This window comes from Formosa undariae (genome assembly GCF_042427615.1).
Classification (GTDB): domain Bacteria; phylum Bacteroidota; class Bacteroidia; order Flavobacteriales; family Flavobacteriaceae; genus Formosa; species Formosa undariae.
Genome location: NZ_JBHMEZ010000011.1, coordinates 398,604 through 425,476 on the forward strand (window position 1 = coordinate 398,604; position 26,873 = coordinate 425,476).

A 26,873-nucleotide genomic window follows, 5' to 3' on the forward strand; every position below is an offset into this window, starting at 1 on the left:
AATTCTAGGTTGACCGACTTTTCAAATTTCGGGTCTAAAATTTCTTAACGTGAAACGTGATGCACTAAAATTTTCGTTTCGGAATATCTGTAAAAAAGTTCACATTTAAAGCAGTCTAGTTCGGGTATTTAAGAATTCACTTTGGTTTTTAATTACATTCGCGTTTTATTACATATTATAGATGATACCTACCATAAAAGAGATAAACAAAAAACTATACATACCTGCTAAATTAGCGCTCTCTAATTTTGAAATTGAAAAAGAAGGTTTGCTATATGAAGCATGTCGGTTTAATTTAAATGAAGCCCACATTTTATGTAGAACAGCCAAAATTACACCCAAAAAAGTGGGACAATTTGTAACGTTTTGGAATAGAAATTTCGAGGGTATTACACAGCCATTTTCTGAAAATGATGCTTTCGATTTTTATGTAATTAACGTGTCTAAAGGCGAGTTGTTCGGGCAGTTTGTAATTCCGAAAATGGTAGGAATGGCTAAAGGTTTGGTGTCGACTGAAGCTAAGGAAGGGAAACGTGGGTTTCGCGTGTATCCGCCTTGGGATATCGCTGTAAATCCTCAAGCCAAACGGACTCAAGCTTGGCAATTAGATTATTTTATATCCTTCGAAGATCCTATTGATACTAATTTGGTAAAAAAAAGGTACGCTTCTGAGTGATGGATTGCATAATGCTATATTCATTTTAACTTTTTTAAGTAGGACTTATGTCATATTCTAAGTTATAGATTCGGGGTAGTTTTGTGTTTACTTTTCTTTTTATGCAAATTACAGGCAAACGGTATTTAGATTATTCCTCATTTATAAAATCAACTTTTGGCGAACGCGTTCAAAAAATTTCATTAGATATTGGTTTTTCTTGCCCGAATAGGGACGGGTCCAAGGGCTATGGCGGTTGTACCTATTGTAATAACAATACATTCAATCCAGAGTATTGCGAACCAAATCTTAGTATCACTTCGCAGTTAGAAGAAGGTATGTCTAGATTTTCTAAACGCAATAAAACGCAGAAATATTTAGCATATTTTCAAGCGTATACCAATACATATTCCGATTTTAATTCTTTAAAAGCCATGTACGATGAAGCACTTCGTGTACCTGGAGTTATAGGTTTAGTTATTGGCACACGTCCTGACTGCATTTCCGATGTGGTTATAAATTATCTATCTCATTTGGCTAAAACATATTATGTCGCTCTGGAATTCGGAATTGAAAGCACGTTAAACAGAACGCTCAAAATTGTTAACCGTTGCCACACGTTCGAAGATACGATTTCTGTTTACGAAAGATGCAAAGATAAAGGCTTGCATCTGGGGGCTCATCTTATTATGGGCTTACCGGGAGAGTCTAGATTAGACTTATTACAGCATGCTAAAACAGTTTCGGAATTACCTATTGATACCTTAAAACTGCATCATTTACAAATTGTAAAAAGCACAGTTATGGCACATCAATATAAACACAATCCAGAATTTTTTGATTTGTTTACGCAAGAGGAGTATATTGAATTTATTGCTGAGTTTATTGGTTTGTTAAGGCCAAATCTTATTATTGAACGTTTTATTAGTCAATCGCCACAAGCGTTGCTTATTGCACCTAAATGGGATGGACTCAAGAACTTCGAGATTGTAGATAAAATAGATCAGAAACTGACAGCTCTTAATACTTGGCAAGGGCGATTTTATGAAGAAAAAGAGGTGACTGTTTTCTAATGCTATCCCCTTTAAACTTTAAATAAGTATATATAAAAAAGCGCTTAAAACTAAATTTAAGCGCTTTTGGTATTTTAAAAACTAACGAGTTATTCTTCGTCTTTAACTTCTACAATTTCGTACATGTCTTTACCATCTATTTGAACAGGTTGGTAGTATGTGTCTCCAAATTGAACGTATGTTTGGTCTCCAATTTTAGTTTCTTCACCGCCTTCTGGTAAGCTTGGTACAATAGTTCCTGCAGTTGCAGGTACTACAGTATAACCTTCATCACCTTTTTCGTAATATGCACCACCGTAGTAATAGTTGTTTGTCGTTTCATTAACTTCTACAGTTTGCGCTTCTTGAGGTAAAGTCTGTACTGTTGCTCCAACAGGAGCTTGTACTACAGTATATCCGCCATTCCCAGCTTGGTAATATACACCGTTATCATAATGGTATTGTTCGTTTTCAATACTAACAATTATAGCTGTAGTTGCTATTGTTGTTATAAAGAATCCCCATGGGTGCCACATTGGTCCCCAGTAAAACGGACGGTATGGGTGGTAGTAATATGGTCTGTGACAGTAATATCCACGACCTCCATAACGGTAAGGCGGACGGTTGTAACGTACATTACTATGTCGTACTCTAGTGTTTCTAGAATTGTTAATACGTACATTTTTACTGTTGTCTACGTTAATATTAACGTTCCTTTTGCTGTTATCGATATTAACTTTATTTCCAGATTTGTTTTTAATATTAGAGGTTTTTTTGTTTCCAATAGTATTCGTGTTTCTGTTGGTTGTCTTCGATTTAATTCCTGAATTTGAAGCTTTAGAAGGTAATTTAGATTTCGAAGCTGTCGTTTTTTTAGGAAGACTACGTGACGACGATTTATTAAATCCACCATTGATGCTAGAACGAGAACGTGAAGCAGATGTACTAGGTTTGCTTACTGATCTTGAAGGGGTAGCACGATGAGTTGCAGCACCGCCTCCTCTAGAAGCACCACCGCCGCGGTTAAAACGTTGTGCTTGTAAATCTATAGGGTTTAAGAATGCCAATAAAAGCACCACTAAACCTATTTTTATATGCGTATGTATATTTTGAATTTTCATGAGTTATATTTTTAAATTTTTAGTTGGCTTTAAGATTCAGCAATTAAAATGCTTATTAATCTTGCACTTGCAGGAGGCGTAAACTGGAAAATATCTGAATGTAATTCAGGGTTAAGTTGCCAATCGCTAAAAGTTCCTTTAAATTTTAAATCGTCTTTCTTCTTATATGTAATTTCAAATTGCTTAGGCAATGTATGTGCTTCTGCAGAGATCCAGATTTTTACACTTACATTGTCATTTTCAATTTTGATTAAATTACACTCTTCACCACCTAATAAATCTAAGCCTACGTAAGCAATAGAATTAAAGTTTTCTATAATATCATCTGTAAATGTTGGGTAGAAAAAATCTGCAGCAGGAAAATCCATTGAGAAATTATCATGCATAAAATCGATCATATCAATAATGTTATTCGGAGCATCTACAGTAACATAGTTGTTTTCTTTAAAAGAATAATATGTTATAACTTCACCATTATAATAATAAGCGCTGTGTTTATCTTTACTGTGTTGCTTCACTAGCATTTTATCGGGACCCACCATTTTAACATCACACTCATTGTATTTTGTTTCGGTTTTTTTGTCGGCGTCTAAAAATTCGTTGGCTGTGCTTAGGTGAAATGATACTGAACTTAGCTCTCCGATCGCTTCTCCCATTTGATCGAAAAGTATTATCGCATCAAGATCAATTTGCTTTTCTACGTTTTGCGCCATCATAGATAATGGCAAAACACTAAGAACAAATAATGTAAGGTATTTTTTCATTGTTTTCATTTTTATTGATTATATAGTTTGGTTTAAGTTTTATCGTCTAAAGCCACCAAATCCACCAGCAGGTCTAGACATTGGTCTAGAGTAAGAAGGTCTGTTAAAAGACCTCGTGTTAGAAGGTCTACTTATAGGTCGTGTAGATGAAGATCGGTCTATTTGTCTGCTATTAGAACGGTTGTAACGTGTGTTATTGTTAGGGTTTAAGTCATGTTTGTTTGACATTCCCGAGTTGCGATTTTTAAAAGAATTATTCGGAGATTTCTTTTGAAGATCGTTATGGCGTACAGATTTTTGTAAATGTTTTGCTCTATGGTTCCGTTTTACATGATCGCGATTGTAACGGTTATGATTATTTATGTGTACGTGAACGTTGTTGTGATAGATGTGAGGAGGAAAAGGTCTCCAAGGTCTAAAATATGGTGGGTAAAATCCCCAATACCAAGGCGACATCCATGGATTGTAATATGGTCCCCAGAACCATCCATAAATAGGAGGGATCGTGTTGTAAAATGGAGAAATGTAGTAATTAGAACCGTAAATATATTCATCTCCTGTGACTAGTACAGAGGTGTTTTTTTCTGATTTTTCAATATCTATAGTGGCTACATCCTGAAACTCATCTTTCGCTAAAACGGACTGAATAGTTACGACATGCGTTTGATTTTCTGAAACTTCAACCACACGTAAATAATCGACGTTTCCATCTTCATTTAGATCTAAATTTGAAATTCTAGCTTCAGGATCATTTAATTTTTTTTCGAAATCTTCTAGATCTTTAGATTCTCCAAAAGCGGAAGACACCGCTTCTAAATCTAAATTCATACTAATATCTGTGCTATTTGCCGAAACAGTAGTTGTCGTTGTTTCTTGAGCAGAAAGCTCGGAAACAAAAATGAAACATATAAAGGTAAAAAGGGCATTTTTTAAATTCATAAGTTTAAATATTCATATAATTTATTTCGGCTAAATATAATTCAAAAATTTAGCTTTTTAAGTAATATTTAACATTTCGGACAGGTCAATGTCCATTATTTGTCCATTCGCAAGTAGATTTAATGTTTAAAATTAATTAAATCTTAAGTAGTTTTGTGACTTCTTTTTATATTTTTAGATAATATAAACACGCAATGTTTTTAACGCTCTTGTAAATGAAATTAAATGCTTAATAGATTAGCAGACATAGTAGCTACCTTTAAATTAGTATTTACTCCTTTATTTTTAAGGTGTGTTTTAGGTGTTGTACTAGTGCTTTCAATGCAACAGGTCAATGCGCAAGAACACGATGAAACCCCTTCAGAAGGTAGTGAATTTACACAACAGTTATGGTTCGATTTTGATCCGTCATGGAGTATGGGAGATGGTCAAAAATTTGTTGGAAACATTGGCTATAGAACCATTATGCCAAAAAGTTGGCACCGTATAATTCTGAAAGGATCGTTCGAGAAAAACTTTGACAAACTAATATTTAAAAAGTTTAAACACAACGAGAAGTTGCTGTTTGGGACGGCCTTGTTTTTTTTAACTACAGAAGAAAGTGAAGATTATGGTTCTTTCGAAATCAGACCTTTTCAAGGGTATCAATTTGCAGTAAATGTAAGTCCTAGGGTTGTTTTTAAACAGTTATTTAGGTTTGAAGAGCGCTTTGTGTTCTCTAATAAGCCTGAGAATCAGTTTTTTGGTATGCGTTTTAGGTATCAAGTACAAGCCGTTTTTAATTTAGAAGGGATACTATTTGGAGAAGGTGAAGGTTTTTATATACCGGTTGCTTTAGAAGGATTCTTTAATATGGTGAGTACCTCCCAATTTAATGACATAATTCGTGTAACTCCCGGATTAGGATATCAATTTAATCCCGATTTTAAAATAGAAGGTAGTTTAGCTTATCACTACACGAATGAGGGTATTAGTGAAGTAGATAAATTAACGCGAACTAATGACATTGTTTTCCGGTTCAGAATTATTAAAACATTCAAATAGAAACATCTAATTTAAAGTATTATCTACTAAATGCTTAGCTTCAATTGCTTTTAAAAGCGGAATAAATTCATCAGGCTTAAATAAATAATGGATGTCTTCCGATATTAATTTTAAATCTTCAGGGTTTTCAATATAGCCGGATACAATAACTGGCACTTCTAATTCTTCAGTTAAGCCCTTAAGTCTAGATTCTACAGATTTCTTGGTATGCGTAGTAAACATGGTTACCAAAACATTGGGATGTGTAATATCTACAACCATTTTAATGTTTTCATTAGGTACATTTTGTCCTAAATAATAGGCGCGCCAACCAATGTTTTGGGCGATATACGACGCTAGTAATAATCCCAATTCATGATTTTCATTTTCAGGTAAAAACAACAGTACTCTTGGGGCGTTAGGTAATGGTTTTGGTAATAATTCTATGGCCGAAAATATTTTTTGTCTAATTAAATTAGAAATAAAATGCTCTTGTGCGGGCATCACTTTATTTGCTCCCCAAAGTACACCTACTTGGGCTAAAAATGGATAAATAAGTCCTGTAACTGTAGAGATTAAGCCGGTTCTAAGGATTTCAGCATTTATGGTCGCATCAAACTCATCTTCGTTTAAAGTAATCATGCTTAATATTAAAGCACTTACTTCATCTTCTGAAGAACCTATCAATACTATTTTAGATACTTCTTCGTGAATTTCATTTTCAGACATCTTATCAATCTTCGATATTCTGAAACCATTCCGAGTTAAAATACTGATATTCAATAATTTTTTTAATTGTTCATCACTATAGTATCTAATATTTGTATCCGTCCGTTGCGGTTCTAAAAAGTTGTATCGACTTTCCCATTTCCTTAAAGTATGCGATTTAATGCCCGTTAAAGACACTATTTGCGCCATAGTGTAATTACTCATGTCTAAGTATTATTTAAGCAAAGTTAAACAAATAATACACTTAATAGTAGTTTTGTTAAAATACATTTGTCTAATTAATTTTAAATTTAGTTGGACAAACAAAATATAATATATAGATTTGTATAACTTAAACAACAAAAAACATAGACATGAAAACAAATTTAAAATACCTAATAGCTTTTTTTAGCTTATTCATTATTGTTGCTTGTGATAACGACGACGATAATAACGACGTAATGATGGAGGACCGTAACATTGTAGAAATGGCACAAGACACTCCAGAACTTAGTAATTTAGTTTCTGCATTAATTTTAGCCGATTCAGGAACAGATAGTAATTTAGTATCTACATTAAGTGGAAATGGACCTTTTACCGTATTTGCACCAACAAATCAAGCTTTTGTCGATTTGCTAACGCAATTAGATGGCTTTAATAGTTTATCTGATTTTGATACAGAAGAAGGAAAAGCGATGTTAACAACAATATTACAATACCATGTTGTTGCAGGAGCAGCAGTAACATCAGATCAGCTTTCAGATAATCAAGAAGTAACAACTGTTCAGGGAGAAACAGTGATGGTAGATTTGTCTAATGGAGTCCGTTTAGAAGACGCTACAGAGAATGCAGCTACAGTAACTACTGCAGATATTGAAGCTTCAAACGGAGTTATTCATATTATAGACAAGATTTTACTTCCTCAAGCTATTGTAGATATGCTTAATGCGCAAACTTTAGTAGAAATTGTTGTAGGTAATGATAGTTTATCTATTTTGGAAGCAGCAGTTATTAAAACAAATCTAGTAGAAACTTTAAATAGTGAAGGTCCTTTTACTGTATTTGCACCAACAAACGATGCTTTTGTAGCCTTACTAGATGTTTTGGGAGATGACTATAATAGTTTAGACGATTTTGATACCGCAGACGAAATTGAATTATTGAAAAATATCTTATTATATCACGTAGTCCCAACAGAAATCTATGCAGCAGACTTGTCTGAAACTTCTGTAGAAACTGCTTTCGCTGGAAATAATTTAAAAGTGGTGGCATCAGGAGATACGTTTGTTATTCAGGATGCGACTGGAGGGAATTCAAATATTGTTGCAGCAGATGTTTTAGCATCTAATGGTGTAGCTCACGTTATAGATCGTGTGCTTTTACCTAACTAATTAAAAATTAATTTATTAAATTACATTATATTAAAAATCCATAGGTTGGTTAGTAGTTAATCTGGCGGCGGTACTTTTGCCGTTGTCAGATTATTTTAAGGTTAAAATTAAAATGAAGAAGAAAAAAACAATAATAATGGGTTCTGGATTTTCGTCCTTATCAGCAAGCTGTTATTTAGCACAAGCTGGTTTCGATGTTACCATACTCGAAAAAAACGATACCATAGGTGGTCGTGCAAGACAGTTTAAAAAGGATGGTTTTGTATTCGATATTGGTCCGACGTTTTATTGGATGCCCGACGTTTTTGAATCTTTTTTTAATGATTTTAAAACATCTACAACCGATTTTTATGCCTTACAGAAATTAAATCCCGCTTACAAAGTCTATTTTAATAAAGACGAATCTATTGCGATTGAAGATAATTTGGAAAAAATTAAATCTACGTTCGAAAATATAGAACCTAATAGCGGTAAAGCCCTTCAAAAATTTATAAAAAAATCTGAAGACAACTATAATATTGCCATTAAAGACTTGGTATATAATCCAGGAGAAAGTGTATTCGAGATTGTAAATTGGGAAACCATTACAAAATCTGGAGCTTTTTTAAAGACGATAAAAAATCAGGTGGCAGGTTATGTTAAAAATAAGTCACTTCAAAAAATATTAGAATTTCCTGTGTTATTTTTAGGTGCTAAACCAAGTAACACGCCATCGTTTTACAATTTTATGAATTATGCTGATTTCGAGCTTGGTACTTGGCATCCTATGGGTGGTATGTACGAGGTTGTTAAAGGTATAGAGAAATTGGCACTGAGTTTAGGTGTGAAATTCGAAACCAACAGATCTGTAACGTCTATTAATTTAGAAGGCAAACAGGTTAAAAGTGTCTCTACAGCACAACAAGAATATGCTTGTGATGTCTTGCTAAGTGGTGCCGATTACCACCATACCGAAACATTACTTCCCGATGCTTTTAAACAGTATTCGGAATTATATTGGGATAAGAAAACGTTCGCCCCTTCAGCATTATTATTTTTTGTAGCCTTCGATAAGCCTATTGAAAAAGTAACACATCATACGTTATTTTTCGATACAGATTTCGAAGCGCATGCCGAAACTATTTACGATACAAAAACATGGCCAGAAAAACCGTTGTTTTATGCAAGTTTTCCGAGTAAAACAGATGCTGTAGCAGCTCCAGAAGGTAAAGAAGCTGGAATATTTTTAATGCCTATTGCTCCAGATTTAGAGGATACGCCAGAAATTAGAGCAAAGTACTTCGATAAGCTTATGACGCGCCTGGAAGATACCATTGGTAGTGAAGTGAGATCACATATATTATTTAAGGAATCGTATTGTGTAAACGATTTTAAGGACGATTATAATTCGTACAAGGGTAATGCATATGGATTAGCAAATACATTGATGCAAACCCATATTTTACGTCCAAAATTAAAGAGTAAAAAAGTAGATAACTTATATTTCTGCGGACAATTAACTGTGCCTGGGCCGGGTGTTCCGCCTTCCTTAATCTCGGGTAAAATTGTAAGCGAATTAATTTCAAAATATTCTAAATCATGAAAGCACTTTTCGATACCTCTAGTTTAAAATGTAGTAAAATAGTTACTAAAGAATACAGTACTTCGTTTTCTTGGGGTATTCAATTATTTGCGCCTTCAATCAGACCACATATTTATGCGATTTATGGTTTTGTACGCTATGCAGACGAAATTGTAGATTCTTTTGAAGGGTATGAGCAAGAAGAATTATTTCATGAGTTTGTTGCCGACTATCATAAATCTTTAAAACGTAAAATAAGTTTAAATCCGATTATTAATGCGTTTCAAGAGGTGGTTAGAAATTATAATTTGGAAACGTATGTCGAAGATTTCTTAAAGCGCATGGAATGCGACCTAAAGGTTACCGAATATGATACCGATGAGGCCTACAAGAATTATATTTATGGTTCTGCAGATGTTGTTGGGTTAATGTGTTTACGCGTGTTTGTTAATAACGATGAAGCTCAATTTAATGCCTTAAAAGATTCTGCTAAATATTTAGGTTCTGCGTTTCAAAAAGTGAATTTTTTAAGAGATATAAAAGACGATACAGAGGTTCTTGGGCGTTCATACTTTCCGAATGTAAATAAAAACGGATTGACTAATTTGGCTAAAGAAGATATTATCAAAGATATCGAGTCAGATTTCGATGAAGCTTACAAAGGTATCGTACAATTGCCTATGGAAAGCCGACTAGGTGTGTACTTAGCCTATAAATATTATTTAAAATTACTTCATAAATTAAAACGATTAGATTCAAAAATTTTATTATATGAGCGAATTCGTATTTCAAATCCGCTAAAATTGGTTATTTTAACCAAAGCATATATAAGATATAAACTCAATGTTATTTAAAACTCTATTTGTAATACTCTTTTTAACTGTGAATCCTCAAAGCAACTGTAGCGACATGCCCGAAGTTAGGGCAGATTTTCATGCAATCCTCACGGAAGATGAACTCATGGCGTTTATAGAAGACATGGATAATGTAAACTGCGAATTTAAATTACCGTATTTGGCTTCGGCCATTATGAGGCAAGCTGAGTTTACCAATTGGCCATTTAGAAAATTAAATCATTTTAAAGAAGGCAGAGAGGTTTTAGAAGACTTTATTAGGGCTAATCCAAATAACATAGAAGGACGTTATATACGATTGCTTTGTCAGCTTAACGCGCCTAGTTTTTTAAATTATGATAATATTGATGAAGATCGCGCGTTTGTAAATAAGAATATAGAAACGGCTAACTTAACAGCAGATTATAAAAAGATTATGTTGTTTAATATTAAAAAACATACAAATAAATAATGATGCAGATTGTAATATATATCGGTGTTACATTGGCCACATTTTTAGTCATGGAAGGTATTACGTGGTTAACGCATAAATATATTATGCATGGCTTTTTATGGTATTTACATGCAGACCATCATCATCCAAAATACCCGCATGTCTTCGAGAAGAATGATATATTCTTTGTCATTTTTGCAATTCCTAGTATTGCATTACTGTATTTTGGGATTAACCCAGAATTGAATGTTTTGTTTTTTATTGGTTTAGGAATTATGTTCTACGGAATGGCTTATTTTTTGGTACATGATGTATTAATTCATCAACGTTTTAAATGGTTTAGTAAAACCAAAAACAAATATTTAATCGGATTAAGAAAAGCACATAAAGTACACCATAAGCACCTAGGTAAAGAAGAAGGAGAATGTTTTGGAATGTTGAATGTCCCTAAAAAATACCACGAACAGTATAAGAAATAAATGAAGCCTTCTCTTATTTACTAATGGTATTCAATTATTATTCTTAGCAGAAAAGTATCTATCTATCGCTTCTTATGTTTTAAATATTGATGGTTTCTAGTGTATCGAAACTAAAAGAAATTAATTTCGGATTCCAACTTTATAGGTTTCCAAGGCACGTACTCTAGCTTCTTTATGTTCTACTATGGGGTTGGGATAATCATCCGTTCCAAATTCAGGAATCCAAGTTTTTACATACTCTAAATTTTTATCAAATTTTTCCAACTGTGTGATCGGATTGAAAATTCTAAAATATGGAGCGGCATCACAACCTGTTCCTGCAGACCATTGCCAGTTTCCGTTATTAGAGGCTAATTCGTAATCTAATAAATGCTTTGCGAAATACGCTTCTCCCCACGTCCAATGAATTAATAAATGTTTGCATAAAAATGCGGCAGTAACCATACGAACGCGATTATGCATGTATCCCGTTTTGTTTAATTGGCGCATACCTGCATCTACCATTGGGTAGCCCGTTTTTCCTTCGCACCACAACTTAAATTCTTCTTCATTATTTCGCCACGCGATGTCATCGTATTTTTCTCTAAAATTATGATGTATTACTTTAGGGAAATGAAACAAAATTTGAGTGAAAAACTCACGCCAAATCAACTCGCTTAAAAATGTACTGTCTTCAGGTTTTAATTTAGAAATTATTTCACGGATACTTATGGTTCCAAAACGTAAATGTGGACCTAAATAACTACCAATATCTTTATTCGGGAAATCTCTAAACTTTGCATATTCGCCTATTTGTGCTAAATTAAATGGTTTTACTTTTTTAGAAGACGATTTAAATCCGATGGATTCTAAACTAGGAAATTCAAATTTATTTTGATGTAAATTTTCAAATAATGGTTCTTCAAGAATAGAAACACCTTTATAATGTTCCAACCATTTGTTTTTAAAAGGCGTATAAACCGTATACGGGTTTCCATCTTGTTTTAAAACTTCGTGTGGTTCAAAAATTACTTGATCTTTAAATTGATGAAATTCAATGTTATTTTTAGCTAAAAAGGCTTCAACTTCCGTATCTCGTGTGGTGGCGTAAGATTCGTAATCTGTATTTGTATATACCGAATCGATAGTGTAATCTTTAATCAACTGTTTCCAAATGTCTAAGGGTGTACCTTTTAAGCATAAAACAGACGACTTGAATGTGTCTAACTCTTTATTAATTTCTTCCAGCGTATTATGAATGAATTGAACACGTGCATCTTCAGCATCTAACTCATTTAAAATGTTCTCATCAAAAATAAAAATAGGAAGGACATTTGTATTACTTTTTAAAGCTTCAAAAAGTCCTGTGTTATCTGTTAATCTTAAGTCGCGTCGAAACCAAAATATGGTATGTTTCATAAAGTAAATCCGTTGTAAAAGTTGTATTTATGCTGTAATATTTTTAAGCATATTTTTAAAAATAAATCCGTGAAAAGGCAATACGCTATACCAATATAATCGTCCAGATAATCCAACAGGCCTAAAGGTTGCCGTTTGGATTAAGGTATTGTCTTTAATTTTAAATTCTAACCAAGCATCTCCAGGAAGTTTCATTTCGGCAATTAATAATAATCGGCCCTCTTCTTTATTGGCATATAGTACACGCCAAAAGTCTAGTGCATCTCCAGGAAATAAAGCGTCTATATGCGTACGCCCGCGACGTAAGCCTACACCACCATAAAGTTTATCGACAAAGCCTCTTAATTTCCATAATCCATTGCCATAATACCAACCTGTTTCTCCACCAATGCGCCAAATACGTTCTATACATTCGGCCCTATTATTAAACGTTTTCTCACGTTTGTCTATAAAACATCCATGTGTGGGAACTTGTATAAAATCGGACATGTTAATATTCATGGTCCCACTACTTAAAGCATCTTTCCAACTGGAAATAATTTCGTTGGTTTCAATCTTTTTAAACGCTTTACTTAATGCTTCTTTATAAGATACAGGTGTGATCTCTAGAATATCGTTAATGCGATTATCTCTGCAAATTACTTCAACCTTCATACTATTAACAAGTGCAATGGCAAGCTTATAAGATGTTGATGTTACAAAATATAACCAATAAGACGATAGGCGAGGCGTCATAACAGGAACAATATATATGCGGCGTTTTAGTCCGCGTGCTTTCGCAAATTGTAAAAGCATCTCTTTATATGTCAAGACATCTGGTCCGCCAATGTCAAAATTTTCTCCAAAAGTTTCTTTGTTGTTTAAAGCTTTGCATAGAAATGAAATGACGTCTGTAATACCAATCGGTTGGCATTTTGTATTCAACCATCGTGGTGTAATCATTACAGGAAGTTTTTCTACTAAATCTCTAATAATTTCGAAGGATGCGCTTCCCGAACCAATAATTATTCCGGCTCTTAACGTAGTTAGAAAATATGTTCCTTTATTTAGTTCGTGCTCTACAGTTTGTCTCGAATTAAGATGTTCAGACAATTTATCGCCATTAACAATTCCGCTTAAATAAATAACTTGTTGGGCATTCGTTTTATTAATAGCTTCTCTAAAGTATATAGCAGATTGCTTTTCTAAGTCTTGATAATCGCTAGATGCAGACATAGAATGCACCAAATAGTATGCGGCTTCTATATCTGTCGGAATGTTTTTTAAGCTCTTTTCATCTAAAAGATCAATGGTAATGACGCTTATAGAATGGGCAAGTGATTCTGGCGGATTAAATCGTTCAGGATCGCGAACTCCACAGATTACATGATGTCCCTGAGAGATTAAAACGGGTAATAAACGTTTTCCAATATAACCGGTAGCACCTGTTAAAAGTATTTTCATAGAGCGGAGTGAAATAAAAGTAATTGACTTAACTAGTCAAAATTAGAGTTCTATAAAGATAAGAGAAAACAAACGTTTTTTTAACTGTAATCCTTTGGAAATTTACTCCATTCAAAAGGTTAGAATCTTTTGGTTAGCTTAGAGAATAGTTGGGTTTGAGACGTATTATTATCTAGCGTAGGATCTGTCATGGTTCTCACTCCAGTTTCTAAAAGATATCCATTAACTTCAGATTTTATACCAGTACCAAATTCCGATTGCATAAAAAACGGATTTAGACGTAAGTTGTCATTATCAATTCCTGGATTCTGATTCAATGGTGCGCTTAAATGTTGTGTATAAATATAAGGCTGTACATAATCTGAAATGGCATAAGAAATTTCTCCACGGTAATACATGTGAATGTTTGGTGGTAAAGGACTAAAAAACGATTGTTGTTCTACTACGCCACCTTCAGCAGTTAATTGTAAATCGGCAAAGGGTTCTAATGTGAACGCATTGCTGAAAACTTTATAATGGCCTAAAGCATAATATTCTTGTGCCTTCGTTTCCTGAGAATACGTTAAATAATTCAAAGGGTTAACAGTTGAAACTCCTGTAGTAATATCGTAGCCTTGTTTTTTGTCTGATTTTTCTTCCGTGTTTTGAGCTATTAAAGCTGAAGAAAAGCATATGCAAATTAAACATAAGGGTAATAAACTGTGATTTTTAAGATGGCCTGTAGAAATATAATTTTGCTTCATATGTGCTCTGTTCAGTTGAAAATTTACATGCTACAATTTAGTAAACTGAATTGACTTAAATACTTGATTCGTAATATTTAACACGGTTTTAATGCAGCGCAAAATAGAAATCTAAAGATGCTGGTCGATAAGTATAGGATTACCATCGGGATCCATAATAATTATATTTCCAGGACCTTTAGTCGTTTCATCGACTTCAGAAGATAATGTGATTCCTTTAGATTTAAGTTCTTTTTGAATGTCTCTAACATCAATAAATTTATCGACAGTTTTAGCATCTTGATCCCAACCCGGATTAAAGGTTAAAATGTTTTTATCGAACATACCTTGGAACAAACCAATTAAGGTTTGGTCGTTTTTCATAACGAGGTATTTTTTCTCGATATCTCCGCCAAAAACGGTAAACCCTAAGGTTTCATAAAATTGTTTTGAAATGTGTATGTCTTCTACATTTAAACTTATGGAAAAGGCTCCTAATGACATGATATTTTGTTTTAAAATTAGTAAAAAATGTATGCTTGTAATTAATTGATAACGACTTCATTTGCAGATTCGACCCCGTTTTCAAAGTCTGTTAAATTTTTCATGGTCACTTCTGCGATTTTATCTAAAGCCTCGTGTGTTAAGAATCCTTGATGAGATGTAATTAATACATTCGGGAAAGAGATTAATCGAGAGATAACATCATCCATAATAATGTTTTCAGATAGATCACGGAAAAATAGTTTTTCTTCTTGCTCGTAAACGTCAATTCCAAAATATTCTAAAGTTTGATTTTTTAAAGCTTCCACAGCTTCTTTAGTATCAATTAAAGCACCTCGGCTAGTATTAATTAACATGGCTCCTTTTTTCATTTTAGAAAAAGCCTCTTTACCAATTAAATGATGTGTGTCTTCTGTTAATGGGCAGTGTAGCGAAATAATATCCGATTTTTCTAGTAGCTCATTCATAGTAACATAAGTAACTCCTAAATCTTTTACGGCGTCGTTTGGATACAGATCGTAAGCAATAACGTTACAACCATATCCTTTCATTATTCTAATAAAATACTGACCAATTTTACCTGTACCAACAACACCAACTGTTTTACCATATAAATCGAATCCTGTGAGGCGTTCTAATGAAAAATTTCCTTCACGCACGCGGTTATAAGCCTTGTGTGTTTTTCTGTTTAAGGTTAAAATTAAGGCCGAAGCATGTTCTGCAACTGCCATAGGTGAGTAAGCAGGGACACGTAACACTTTAATATTAGCGGCTTTTGCTGCTTTTATGTCTACATTATTAAAGCCTGCACATCGCATGGCGATTAACTTCACACCGTACTCTGCTAACATCTTAATGGTGCGTTCGTGTAAATGGTCGTTTACAAAGGCACAAACAGCATCGCAACCCTGAGTTAATTTTACCGTTTTTGTATTTAAAGTACTTTCGTAAAATGTAAAGTCATGTGCGCTGTTACTGTGTTTTTCGAAAGAAGAAATATCGTAAGATTTGGTACTAAAAAAGGCTACTTTCATGAGATGAGATTTAAAATATTTATTGAATCAAACACCCTTCAATAAAATCGAAAAATGTTTGTTGTCCCTTGATTATGGTACCTCTAGGAATACGTTCGTTAGTGTTGTGAATACGCTCCAAATAATGACGTTCTAATTGAATAGGAGTAAAGCAGTATGAGTTAATACCTTTAGCTCTAAAGAAGCTCACATCGTTATAATTGGGAACAGAAACACTTAAAGAATGAGCGTGAGGATAATTCTTTTTTATGGCTTCCTTAATTTTGCTGAAAAACATAGTTGTATCGTCGGAAGCCTGAGTGATAGGCATCTGCTGAATCACTTCAACCATAATATTCTTATTCTTTAATTGTTTTTTTATTTTGGCAAGGAATTCTTCGTTGGTCTGGCTAGGTAATAACCTGCAGTCTAACAAGGCTGTGACCTCGTTTGGGATAACATTAATCACTTCATTATTACTATCTAAACCAGTTAAAGTAATAGAATTTGAAAATAAAGAAAACAACTCAGGTTTTTTTCTAAGTTGCGGTACAAGTAAGGCTTTAAAAAGTCTCGGGTGTTTTAGAGCCAGTGCCGGAGCACCCTTTTCTAACTGTCCCAATTGCTTTAAAATATTAATGTTTATGTCGTTGTAAACGACCTCTTGTTTCTTCTCTATAAGATTGTCTAAGGCTTCTATCATGCCTTTGTTGGCATAATTTATTGGCGTAATAGAACCATGGGCTGACGTTTTTATCTTTAACGATAATTTTAACCACAATGGTCGTTTGTGAGTAATAGAAATTCCAAATAAAACTTGTTCTGGATTGGATTTTAAAACGTCGTTAAACGCAGGTGGTCCTTCGCCAATAACGACTACTGGGTTTAGTGCTTTCAAGAAATTATCGACTACAAAGGTTGCGCCTCCAGGATTTTGTGTTTCTTCTCCAGATACCGCTAAGAAAGTAACATTATAAGGCATTTGTTTATCGCCATATTTCTGGTAAAGTTCTATTAAGCTAAATAAATGCATGATGCCATTTCCTTTATTGTCAAAAGCGCCACGTCCCCAAATTTCAGTATCTGTAATTGCGCCTGAAAATGGAGGATATTCCCACTTCGTAACATCTCCGGCAGGAACAACATCTATATGATTTAGTAAAATAATATTGGGTAAACCACTACTTAAAGGATAAATGGATGCGGAGAAATTATAATTTCCATCGGTATTACCCATGTCTTTAATGTGTAATCCGTTTAGTTTACAGAGTCCTTTTATCCAATCTCCAGCTTCTTTTTCATGACCACTTACCGATTCAAATTGAAGATATTCACTTAGAGCCTGTTCAATATTTAAATTGCCATGTTCTGATTTTATAGTAAATTCTGTAGTCGAATTCTGACTATGAATTTGGAATGAAAAACAGATAAATAAGATTAGAAATTTAAAGTTGCTGGTCATAATAGCGTATTTGAAAAACAAAATTACAAACGAAGTTATGTATAAAATTAGTCTTTTGTCTGTAATCCGCAATTATATTTTTGTCTTTTTTAGACAGGATGACGATTCGCTTATAGAAACTTAATACCTGGTATTAGTTACCATTCGTTAATCCTATTCGAGTCTAATTTTATAAAGATAAATAATAGAATAGTAAATCCCCAAAGTCCCGATCCGCCGTAACTAAAGAATGGAAGTGGGATACCAATAGTAGGGATAAGCCCCATAACCATCCCAATATTAATCATAAAATGGAGGAACATAATAGAAGCTACCGAGTACCCGTAGACTCTACTAAATTGTGATTTTTGTAATTCTGCGAGGTGAAGCACGCGCAACATTAATAAGACAAATAAAATGACCACCATGCAACTACCAACAAAGCCCCATTCTTCTCCTACGGTACTAAAAATATAATCGGTATGTTGCTCAGGGACAAACTTTCCTGTGGTTCGTGTACCTTCCATAAAACCGCGTCCTGTAAAACCACCAGAACTAATAGCTTTTTCAGATTCGTATAAATTGTAAAGAATGTCACGGCGCATTTCGGCTAACTTATCTGTGTCATTTTCTAATCTAAGCCATAAACTTATTCTGTCTTTTTGATGAGGTTGCAGGACGTTATCGTAAAAGAAATGTACCCCTACAGACATCATAACTGCTGCTAATGAAATGAGAATAGGTTGTAATATAATTGGCTTTTTCTTGCTTAAAAAAAATTGTATGAATATGATAATGGCAGCTAATACAGACGTAATTACCGGTCCGAATTTTAATGATAATATGGATATAAATACAACACTAACTGCAAGGGTTAAGTAAATTTGAGGAAGGCCTTCTCTATATAATACAAAGAAAAAGGCACCATATACAATAGTACTTCCCGCGTCGTTCTGTAAAAGAATTAAAAACGCAGGTATAAATATAATTATAGCCGTTTTTATCTGATCTGGAAAGCGTTTAATATCTGTTTGTAAGTCACTCACGTATTTGGCAACAGCAAGTGCTGTGGCTGCTTTAGCGAATTCACTTGGTTGAAAGGTCATACCTCCAATTCCATACCATGATTGTGCTCCATTTACATTTTTTCCGAAAATGAAGAGACCAACTAGGGATAACATAGATATTACGTAAAGCACACTGGCAAATCGTTCGTAGAACTTGGCTTCAATGGCTAAAATAATAATGATTAACCCTATGGTTAAACCAATAAACATAAGTTGTTTGCCGAATGGTTGGGAAAAATCGAAATAATCTATAGTATCTCCTACATGAGAAGCCGAGACAATATTTACCCAGCCGAAACCCACAAGCATCATGAAAATAATAATGGTGGTCCAGTCGAAAGAAAAATGTCTATTAGTTTCTCTAATCATAACTAGGGTTTATCTGGTAGTAAATGGTCATGGTTTTTTAAATCGCGTTCAACAGTTTCTAAAGTTGAACCTCTATTTATATTGAATGGTTGGCCTGAATATGGTTTATCATATTCATGCTCTAGACTATGAGTCAGAATCCAATCTTCCATGTCGGTTCTTGTGATTGAACCACGTAAATATTTTTCGACCATTAAACTTGCTATTCGACCTGCAAATCTGCTTCCCCAATAGCCATTTTCTACAAAAACAGCAATCGCAATTTTAGGATTGTCTTTTGGTGCAAAAGCAACAAAAATAGAGTGGTCTGTTAATTGAGTTTTTACCCCATCAATTTTTGTAAAGTTTTCTGCTGTACCTGTTTTTCCACATATTTCTATGCCTTTTACTTGTAAACTAGCCGCTGTACCTTTGTTATATACATCGAACATGCCTTGTACTACGGGATCAAAATTCTTTTTGTCTATTGTTGTATGTCTAGGTGTTGTAAAATGGGCATCTATTTCTTGTCCTTCAATAGATTTTATAATGTGTGGCGTGTAAAAATAACCACGATTTGCTATGGCAGCAACCATATTTGCTAACTGAATTGGAGTGGCTTCAATTTCACCCTGACCAATTGCATTAGATAATGTAAAAGTGGTTCTCCATCTGTTTTTTCCATACCATTTGTCGTAGAAATCACCACTTGGGATTCGACCTGGACTACCAATTTTAAGGTCGTAACCTAAGTAATCTCCTAGTCCAAAACTAGTTACGTGTTTGTTCCAAACATTCATTCCTTCGTAAGGCGTGTCGTATTTTTCAATAATTCTGCGGTATACATTAGCAAAATAGGAATTACATGATTCGTAAATCCCCATATTCATGGCTAATGGACTTGGGTGACCGTGGCAACCCATTTTTCTATTTCCGTAGCTATAACCGTGATTACACGTAAATTTCTCTTCTGTGTTTACCACACCTTCTTGCAAACCAATAAGTGCGTTTAGTACTTTAAAAGGAGAACCTGGAGGATATTGTGCTAATAAACCTCTGTCGTATAAAGGTTTTGCTATAGAATCTCTATATAGTTTTGTGAAATTTTGAGAACGCTTTCTTCCAACCAAAGAGTTAGGGTCGTAAGTTGGAGCAGAAATCATGGTTAAAATTTCTCCAGTACTTGGTTCTATGGCGATAATTCCACCGTGTTTATGTTCCATTAATTGTTCACCATAGGCTTGTAAGGTGGCGTCAATGGTGATTTTTATGTCTTTTCCAGGGTCAGGTAATGTGTCAAATTTCCCATCTTTGTAAGGCCCAATGTTTTTGTTGAATCGGTTTTTCTGAATAAATTTTATTCCTTTTTTTCCTTTTAGTTCATCTTCATAAGACAATTCAATTCCTTGCTTCCCAATTAAATCACCCATTTTGTAATAGGGATGTTTTTTGATGATGGCATTATTTACTTCACCAATATCTCCTAAAACATTTGCACCAATCGATGCTTCATAATGACGAAGAGATCTTTTTTGAATGTAGAAGCCTTCAAATTTTCTCATTTTTTCTTGAAGTACTGCATAGTCTTCTTTAGATAAATGTGAGACAAAAACAGAAGGTAATCGTGGCGAATAGTGATATGCTTTTTTGTATGTTTTAATGAATTTTTCTTTGTCTATTTTTAATAGATTACAAAATTCGATAGTATCTAATTCTTTAACTTCTCGAGGAATAACCATGACATCGTAAGACGATTGGTTCGATACTAAAAGCACACCGTTTCTGTCGTAAACAAAACCTCGTTTAGGATAATCGTAAACTTTACGTATAGCATTATCGTCGTATAAATTATTTGCCGGCGAACTATAAATTTGAAGATAGAATAACCGAGAAATAAATACGAGTCCAACCGTAATTATGGTAAAAAATAATAAAAATTGCCTCATTTAGTACGTTTGCTGAAAATAATAGTAACTATAATACACAGAAGAATGGTAAAGATACTAGAAAATAACGTCTTTTGGAGTGTTAAAAGTATTTCAGAAAAGTTAAAAACTTCTAAAAGAAAAAGGATTAAATGATGAATAGCCGTTAGGATACTTATATACATGAGTTTAGAGCCAAACTCGACATTGTTGAATTTTATGGTTTGGTGTTCGTAAACAGTTCCAAAGGACCATTTTAAAACAATAGGGCGTAAGTAGGCAATCGTAACACAGGCTGCAGCATTAATACCTCCTGAATCTGAAAAAATATCGACTAAAATACCAAGCAAAAAACTAAGTAATAGAAATACAATACGGTCGTTTTTTATAGGGTAAAGTATAATGAATAAGATGTAGATATACGGATTTATATACCCTAAAAAATTAATATGATTTAGGATAACGACCTGTATAAATACAAGTAAAATAAACTTAAAAATTTGAGATATAACGCTACTGTTCATTTGATAGATTTAGTATGTTATTAATCTCTGGAGCATCCAAATGTTCGATAATGTAAGCGTGTTCAATATTCGTCATATCGTTAAACAGGGTTACATTTATTTCAAAATTATTCTCTGCAGCGTCTAGGTTATAGCTTTCTATTATTCCTACTTGAATGCCTTTAGGAAAGATTACAGAACGTCCCGATGTTACAATGGTATCACCAATTTTAATAGGCGCAATTTTAGGAATATCGATAAGTTGAACTGTTCTAGGCGATTTTCCATCCCAGGTTAAAGTCCCGAAATGATTTGTTTTTTTTAACTGTGCACTAATTTTACTTTTCGAATTTAAAATAGAAATAACCGTAGCATAATTGTTACTTGTTTTATCTATAATTCCAAGAATTCCTTTAGGCGTAATTAGTCCAAAATCTTGCTGCACGCTGTCGTTAAGTCCTTTGTCTATTAATAAAATGTTTGTAGTCGCCGAATAACTGTTTTTAATGACACGGACTGGTCTAAATAAATAAGTCCCGTCAAAACTTGTGGTATCTACAAAGTCTTCATCTACAGATAAGTGATGATTTTGAAGCCGATTTCGGAGCCTTGCATTTTCTTCAGATAAATTTTCATTTTGCGTTTTTAAATCAAAATATTGATTTACATTATTTAAACGCGTATAAATCCCGCCACTTAAAAAATTAGCAGAATTTATAAATTTACTTTTATGATAGGAATGCGTTTGTATTGTAAAAAATACAGACAATGAAAACAGCAGCAAATACAACAAAAAGTTTTTGTTACGTATTATAAAATTTAAAATTTGCTGCATGCTTCAAAGCTATTTTATCAAGACGCTCTTAAACTTTGGTAAGTTTTTTAGCGTAATTCCAGTACCACGAACAACGGCACGTAATGGATCTTCTGCAATATAAACCGGTAAGTCTGTTTTCTGAGACAGACGTTTGTCTAAACCGCGTAGCATAGATCCTCCACCTGCTAAGTAGATCCCTGTATTATAAATATCGGCAGCTAATTCTGGTGGTGTTTGTGATAAGGTTTCCATTACAGCATCTTCAATTCTAAGAATAGATTTGTCTAATGCTTTGGCAATTTCGCGATACGAAATTTGTACTTGTTTTGGTTTACCGGTAAGTAAATCACGCCCTTGAACACTCATGTCGTCTGGCGGAATTTCTAAATCTTCGGTAGCAGCACCAATTTGTATTTTAATTTTTTCTGCAGTACGCTCTCCAACATATAAGTTGTGCTGTGTACGCATGTAATATATAATGTCGTTTGTAAAGACATCTCCAGCAATTTTTACCGATTTGTCACAAACAATACCTCCTAAAGCAATTACTGCAATTTCGGTAGTACCACCACCTATATCTACAATCATGTTACCTTTAGGTTGCATAATATCTACACCAATACCTATGGCCGCAGCCATAGGTTCGTGTATTAAATAAACTTCTTTTCCATTCACACGCTCACAAGATTCTTTTACTGCTCGCATTTCTACTTCGGTAATACCAGAAGGAATACAAACGACCATGCGAAGCGCTGGTGTAAACATTTTTTTCTTTAAAGCAGGAATGTTTTTAATAAACAAACTTATCATTTGTTCGGACGCATCAAAATCTGCAATTACACCATCTTTAAGCGGGCGAATTGTTTTTATGTTTTCGTGTGTCTTTCCTTGCATCATACTGGCTTCTTTACCAACGGCAATGATTTTACCGCTAACGCGATCACGAGCAACTATTGAAGGACTATCCACTACAACTTTATCGTTATGGATTATAAGTGTATTGGCTGTTCCTAAGTCAATAGCTATTTCTTCTGTAAGGAAGTCAAAAAATCCCATGCGTTATATGTCTTTTTTTGCTTTAGTTAAAAAATTGTGTGTCGTAAAAGTAATGAAATTAATGTTTGAAATGACGTGTACCTGTAAATACCATAGATACATCGTTTCCATTACAATAATCGATACTTAATTGATCTTTAATAGAACCACCTGGCTGAATTACAGCGGTAATTCCTGCGTTTTTTGCAATCTCTACACAATCAGGGAAAGGGAAAAAAGCATCACTTGCCATAACCGCACCTTTTAAATCGAAATTAAAAGATTGCGCTTTGTGAATGGCTTGGTTAAGCGCATCTACACGGCTTGTTTGTCCTGTTCCACTAGCACATAATTGACCACCTTTAACTAATACGATAGTGTTAGATTTAGTGTGCTTACATATTTTCGAAGCAAAGATTAAATCATTTAACTCGCTATCTGTTGGATTATTGTTTGTTGCCTTAGATAAATCTTCTAAACGATCTGTAATATTATTTGTGTCTTGAACTAAAACACCGTTAAGACAAGATCTTACACTTGTTTTTGGCATTTCGATATCGTGAAGAATTAAAAGGATTCTGTTTTTCTTACCTTTTAACACTTCTAAAGCTTCAGCACTAAATGAAGGAGCGATAACAACTTCACAGAATAATGTGTGAATATCTTTCGCAGTATCTAAATCTATTTCTTTATTAGATATTAAAACACCACCAAAAGCAGAAACAGGATCTCCTGCAAGAGCATCTGTATACGCTTGACTCAAGGTATCGCGCTGTGCAACACCACAAGCATTATTATGTTTTAAAATGGCAAACGTAGGTTTGTCACCTTTAAATTCATTAATTAAATTCACAGCAGCATCAACATCCAAAAGGTTATTGTAGCTTAATTCTTTACCGTGAAGTTTTGTGAAAATATCATCAAATTTTCCGAAGAAAAATCCTTTTTGGTGTGGATTTTCTCCATAACGTAACACATGACCGTTTTGTTCGCTAATTTTTAATACTGTTTCTTCGTTGTTTTGGTTGAAGTAATTAAAAATAGCAGAATCGTAATGAGACGATATGTTGAAAGATTTTCTAGCGAAATCTTTTCTTTGCTCTAAAGAAAGTGTTCCGTTTTGTTCAGAAATAAGTTCTAAAAACGAAGCATATTCATTTACAGAAGACACACAAACGACATCTTTATAATTTTTTGCAGCAGCACGAATTAATGAAATTCCACCGATATCAATTTTCTCAATTATATCTTGTTCACTAGCACCAGAAGCAACAGTATCTTCAAACGGATATAAATCAACAATAACTAAATCTATTTGAGGGATTTCAAATTCTGCTAATTCAGCGACATCCTGCGCATTATCTTGACGGTTTAAAATTCCACCAAATACTTTTGGATGTAATGTTTTTACACGTCCTCCTAAAATAGAAGGGTAAGATGTTACGCCCTCTACAGGAACAACGTCTATTCCTAAATCATTTATAAAAGCCTGTGTACCACCAGTTGAATACATGGTTACACCTAACTCGTTTAACTTTTTGATTATAGGTTCTAAACCATCTTTGCTAAAAACTGAAATTAATGCAGATTTGATTGTTTTCTCGTTACTCATTAGTGTTGTGTTATATTAATGCGCAAAAGTACGGATTTACATTAAAAAATATATAGTTTGTTTACTGTTTTGTTTTTATTTTTTTTGTAACAAATCTATAATTAAAACGTCCTATCTTTAAAATCTCAAATTTTTAATAAAAGCACTTCTAAATGATCTTGTATTTCAGACTTTTTAAAGAAAGTTTTGCGTTTGCTATAAATGCTTTACGTAATAATAAATTAAGAACATTCTTGTCTCTGTTAGGTGTGACTATTGGGATATTCTCGATTATTGCGGTCTTGGCTGCAGTCGATTCTTTAGATCAAAGTATTAAAAGTCAGTTGTCAGGTTTAGATAAAAACACGATTTACTTAACTAAATTTTCTTTTGGGCCTACAGAAGTACCAAGATGGCAACGCGATAATTATCCGCAAACTGAAAATTCTGATTACGAATTTGTGAATCGAAATATTCCAAATATTAAATCGAGTGCTTATATTATTTTCGGAAATTCTGAAACCATAAAATACCAAGATAATACCATTAGTAATGTAAATGTAGCACCAGGGTCTTATGGTATTTACGATATCGAAGATTTAAAAATAGGTAAAGGTCGGTTTTATACCGAATCGGAATCGTCTACGGGTGCACCCGTTATTGTATTAGGAGCAGAGTTGTCTGATAATATATTTGATAACGAAGAACCTATCGGTAAACAAATACGGATTTACGGACGAAAAGTAACGGTTATCGGTGTGATTAAAAAGGTAGGGGCGTCGTTATTTGATTCTCCTGACGAAAAAGCCTATTTACCATCTAATTTCGTTAGACAATTTACTAACGGTGGTTCCGATGGTATTCCTGGAGCAGTAGTAATTAAGCCTGAAGCAGGAGTAGATATAGAAGCTTTTGAGCAAGTATTAAGACAACGATTTAGAGCGTATAGAGGATTAAAAGCCGATGAGCCTGATAATTTTTTCGTGAATAAATTGTCTGGAATGACCGATGCTATAGATAATATTATTGGTGTTATGAATTTGGCGGGTTGGATTATTAGCGGATTCTCTCTGCTTGTTGGTGGATTTGGAATCGCGAATATTATGTTTGTTAGTGTAAAGGAGCGTACCAATCTTATCGGAATACAGAAATCTTTAGGTGCAAAGAACCGATTTATTTTATTTCAGTTTTTATTTGAAGCTATTATTCTTGCAGTAATAGGTGGATTAATTGGTCTAACCTTTGTGTGGATTGTAGCCTTAATAGCGACTCAGGTTGTCGATGATTTTGAATTTATATTATCTTTTTGGAATATGTTTCTAGGTTTCTCACTATCAACATTAATAGGACTTATTTCGGGAGTGTTGCCAGCAATTTCTGCATCTAAATTAGATCCTGTTGAAGCCATAAGAACAGGGATGTAGTATTTTGGGTATTAGGTTTTGGGTTCTCCTTATCTCGAAGGTGTAACAATAAAAAAATGGAAATTGAAATCGATATAACAAAAAAAATCTCGACGTCTTTCTTTTATGAATGAGTTCGAGATTTTTTTATGAAATATTTTAAGCTATTATTCTATTATTTTAGCGACTTCTGCGCAAACAAACTCTAAGAAGCGTTCGTCTTCATCTGTAAAAGGATTTGGTGTGTTAGAGTCGATATCTATCTGACCAACATTCTCTCCGTTTACAAAAAGTGGTACAACAATTTCTGCTTTCACAGTAATGCTACAGGCAATATAATTGTCTTGTGCAGCCACATCTGGAACTACAAAATTTTCGTTGCTAACAGCTACTTGTCCGCAAATACCTTTTCCAAAGGGAATAATTGTATGGTCGGTAGGTGCGCCTACGTAAGGTCCTAATTTGAGTTCGTTTTTATCACCATTTTTAAAATAGAAACCCACCCAATTATAATAGTCAACATGTTTTTCTAAAATTTCGCAAACAGCTAATAAACGCTCGTCTACAGTTTTTTCAGTATTAGAAAGTATAGTTTCAACTTGCGGTTTTAAAGATGATAAAGACATAGTTTTATTTTTTTGTAAAAGTATTTAAAATACGTCGATTTTGGAACTTCATTTTTA

The 26,873-nt window shown here is 33.8% G+C and carries 26 protein-coding genes; 9 read left to right on the forward strand and 17 right to left on the reverse strand.

Annotation, left to right across the window (positions count from 1 at the left end):
• Positions 1-181: 181 nt before the first annotated feature.
• Both ACFFVB_RS10325 and mnmL read left to right on the forward strand, forming a co-directional pair.
• Entirely contained in the window at positions 182-676 is a 495-nt protein-coding gene (locus ACFFVB_RS10325) for a MepB family protein (RefSeq protein ID WP_382382656.1), read from the forward strand.
• Between the two features lie 101 nt (positions 677-777).
• Positions 778-1,728: a tRNA modification radical SAM protein MnmL/YtqA gene (gene mnmL, locus ACFFVB_RS10330; protein ID WP_382382658.1), complete on the forward strand. Its 951-nt coding sequence runs from the start codon at positions 778-780 to the stop codon at positions 1,726-1,728.
• Between the two features lie 89 nt (positions 1,729-1,817).
• Here mnmL and ACFFVB_RS10335 read toward each other — a convergent pair whose 3' ends face one another.
• The 3 genes from ACFFVB_RS10335 to ACFFVB_RS10345 are packed head-to-tail and all read right to left on the reverse strand — an operon-like array spanning position 1,818 to position 4,531.
• Positions 1,818-2,828 (reverse strand): DUF6515 family protein, encoded by a 1,011-nt coding sequence (locus ACFFVB_RS10335; RefSeq protein ID WP_382382659.1) that lies wholly within the window; start codon positions 2,826-2,828, stop codon positions 1,818-1,820.
• A gap of 29 nt (positions 2,829-2,857) precedes the next feature.
• Positions 2,858-3,592: a DUF2092 domain-containing protein gene (locus ACFFVB_RS10340; protein WP_382382660.1), complete on the reverse strand. Its 735-nt coding sequence runs from the start codon at positions 3,590-3,592 to the stop codon at positions 2,858-2,860.
• 39 nt (positions 3,593-3,631) lie between these two features.
• Entirely contained in the window at positions 3,632-4,531 is a 900-nt protein-coding gene (locus ACFFVB_RS10345; protein WP_382382661.1) for a hypothetical protein, read from the reverse strand.
• 225 nt (positions 4,532-4,756) lie between these two features.
• Between ACFFVB_RS10345 and ACFFVB_RS10350 the strand changes: the two genes are divergently transcribed.
• Complete coding sequence (locus ACFFVB_RS10350; RefSeq protein ID WP_382382662.1) at positions 4,757-5,575, forward strand: DUF2490 domain-containing protein; 819 nt, start codon at positions 4,757-4,759, stop codon at positions 5,573-5,575.
• 6 nt (positions 5,576-5,581) lie between these two features.
• Here ACFFVB_RS10350 and ACFFVB_RS10355 read toward each other — a convergent pair whose 3' ends face one another.
• The gene (locus tag ACFFVB_RS10355; protein WP_382382663.1) at positions 5,582-6,487 is read right to left on the reverse strand and encodes a MerR family transcriptional regulator; all 906 of its coding nucleotides are present in this window, start codon (positions 6,485-6,487) and stop codon (positions 5,582-5,584) included.
• 149 nt (positions 6,488-6,636) lie between these two features.
• Between ACFFVB_RS10355 and ACFFVB_RS10360 the strand changes: the two genes are divergently transcribed.
• The 5 genes from ACFFVB_RS10360 to ACFFVB_RS10380 all read left to right on the forward strand — a co-directional run bounded on the left by ACFFVB_RS10360 (position 6,637) and on the right by ACFFVB_RS10380 (position 10,980).
• Positions 6,637-7,653 carry a fasciclin domain-containing protein gene (locus ACFFVB_RS10360; protein WP_382382664.1) on the forward strand — a complete coding sequence of 339 codons (1,017 nt, stop codon included), beginning with the start codon at positions 6,637-6,639 and terminating at the stop codon, positions 7,651-7,653.
• A gap of 112 nt (positions 7,654-7,765) precedes the next feature.
• On the forward strand, positions 7,766-9,235 hold the full coding sequence (gene crtID, locus ACFFVB_RS10365; protein WP_382382665.1) for a bifunctional phytoene desaturase/3,4-desaturase: 1,470 nt from the start codon (positions 7,766-7,768) through the stop codon (positions 9,233-9,235).
• Positions 9,232-10,068 (forward strand): phytoene/squalene synthase family protein, encoded by an 837-nt coding sequence (locus ACFFVB_RS10370; RefSeq protein WP_382382667.1) that lies wholly within the window; start codon positions 9,232-9,234, stop codon positions 10,066-10,068. The genes crtID and ACFFVB_RS10370 overlap by 4 nt, the downstream gene beginning before the upstream one ends.
• 55 nt (positions 10,069-10,123) lie before the next feature.
• On the forward strand, positions 10,124-10,519 hold the full coding sequence (locus ACFFVB_RS10375; protein ID WP_382382668.1) for a hypothetical protein: 396 nt from the start codon (positions 10,124-10,126) through the stop codon (positions 10,517-10,519).
• Between the two features lie 2 nt (positions 10,520-10,521).
• Positions 10,522-10,980, forward strand: coding sequence for a sterol desaturase family protein (locus ACFFVB_RS10380; protein WP_382382788.1), 459 nt, complete (start codon positions 10,522-10,524; stop codon positions 10,978-10,980).
• A 120-nt stretch (positions 10,981-11,100) separates the two neighbouring features.
• Here ACFFVB_RS10380 and ACFFVB_RS10385 read toward each other — a convergent pair whose 3' ends face one another.
• The 12 genes from ACFFVB_RS10385 to purH form a co-directional block, all read right to left on the reverse strand.
• Positions 11,101-12,378 (reverse strand): cryptochrome/photolyase family protein, encoded by a 1,278-nt coding sequence (locus ACFFVB_RS10385; RefSeq protein WP_382382669.1) that lies wholly within the window; start codon positions 12,376-12,378, stop codon positions 11,101-11,103.
• Between the two features lie 27 nt (positions 12,379-12,405).
• Positions 12,406-13,821, reverse strand: a complete 1,416-nt coding sequence (locus ACFFVB_RS10390; protein ID WP_382382670.1) for an SDR family oxidoreductase — start codon at positions 13,819-13,821, stop codon at positions 12,406-12,408.
• A 119-nt stretch (positions 13,822-13,940) separates the two neighbouring features.
• Positions 13,941-14,564 carry a hypothetical protein gene (locus tag ACFFVB_RS10395; protein WP_382382671.1) on the reverse strand — a complete coding sequence of 208 codons (624 nt, stop codon included), beginning with the start codon at positions 14,562-14,564 and terminating at the stop codon, positions 13,941-13,943.
• A gap of 111 nt (positions 14,565-14,675) precedes the next feature.
• Positions 14,676-15,047, reverse strand: coding sequence for a VOC family protein (locus ACFFVB_RS10400; RefSeq protein WP_382382672.1), 372 nt, complete (start codon positions 15,045-15,047; stop codon positions 14,676-14,678).
• A 41-nt stretch (positions 15,048-15,088) separates the two neighbouring features.
• Positions 15,089-16,081, reverse strand: a complete 993-nt coding sequence (locus tag ACFFVB_RS10405; protein ID WP_382382673.1) for a 2-hydroxyacid dehydrogenase — start codon at positions 16,079-16,081, stop codon at positions 15,089-15,091.
• 19 nt (positions 16,082-16,100) lie between these two features.
• Complete coding sequence (locus ACFFVB_RS10410) at positions 16,101-17,522, reverse strand: M20/M25/M40 family metallo-hydrolase (protein ID WP_382382674.1); 1,422 nt, start codon at positions 17,520-17,522, stop codon at positions 16,101-16,103.
• Between the two features lie 137 nt (positions 17,523-17,659).
• A complete protein-coding gene (gene rodA / locus ACFFVB_RS10415) occupies positions 17,660-18,937 on the reverse strand; it encodes a rod shape-determining protein RodA (protein ID WP_382382675.1) in 1,278 nt (425 codons plus the stop codon).
• Positions 18,938-18,939: 2 nt separating this feature from the next.
• A complete protein-coding gene (mrdA, locus tag ACFFVB_RS10420; protein ID WP_382382677.1) occupies positions 18,940-20,862 on the reverse strand; it encodes a penicillin-binding protein 2 in 1,923 nt (640 codons plus the stop codon).
• Positions 20,859-21,365: a rod shape-determining protein MreD gene (locus ACFFVB_RS10425; RefSeq protein WP_382382678.1), complete on the reverse strand. Its 507-nt coding sequence runs from the start codon at positions 21,363-21,365 to the stop codon at positions 20,859-20,861. The genes mrdA and ACFFVB_RS10425 overlap by 4 nt, the downstream gene beginning before the upstream one ends.
• Entirely contained in the window at positions 21,355-22,179 is an 825-nt protein-coding gene (gene mreC, locus ACFFVB_RS10430) for a rod shape-determining protein MreC (protein ID WP_382382679.1), read from the reverse strand. The genes ACFFVB_RS10425 and mreC overlap by 11 nt, the downstream gene beginning before the upstream one ends.
• A gap of 9 nt (positions 22,180-22,188) precedes the next feature.
• The gene (locus ACFFVB_RS10435) at positions 22,189-23,217 is read right to left on the reverse strand and encodes a rod shape-determining protein (protein WP_382382681.1); all 1,029 of its coding nucleotides are present in this window, start codon (positions 23,215-23,217) and stop codon (positions 22,189-22,191) included.
• 58 nt (positions 23,218-23,275) lie between these two features.
• On the reverse strand, positions 23,276-24,808 hold the full coding sequence (gene purH / locus ACFFVB_RS10440; protein ID WP_382382682.1) for a bifunctional phosphoribosylaminoimidazolecarboxamide formyltransferase/IMP cyclohydrolase: 1,533 nt from the start codon (positions 24,806-24,808) through the stop codon (positions 23,276-23,278).
• Positions 24,809-24,960: 152 nt separating this feature from the next.
• Here purH and ACFFVB_RS10445 point away from each other — a divergent pair, with 152 nt between their 5' ends.
• Positions 24,961-26,211 carry an ABC transporter permease gene (locus ACFFVB_RS10445; protein ID WP_382382684.1) on the forward strand — a complete coding sequence of 417 codons (1,251 nt, stop codon included), beginning with the start codon at positions 24,961-24,963 and terminating at the stop codon, positions 26,209-26,211.
• A 146-nt stretch (positions 26,212-26,357) separates the two neighbouring features.
• Here the strand turns inward: ACFFVB_RS10445 and ACFFVB_RS10450 are convergent, their stop codons facing one another.
• Positions 26,358-26,816 (reverse strand): XrtF-associated fRMsr-like GAF protein, encoded by a 459-nt coding sequence (locus tag ACFFVB_RS10450; RefSeq protein WP_382382685.1) that lies wholly within the window; start codon positions 26,814-26,816, stop codon positions 26,358-26,360.
• Positions 26,817-26,873: the final 57 nt, after the last annotated feature.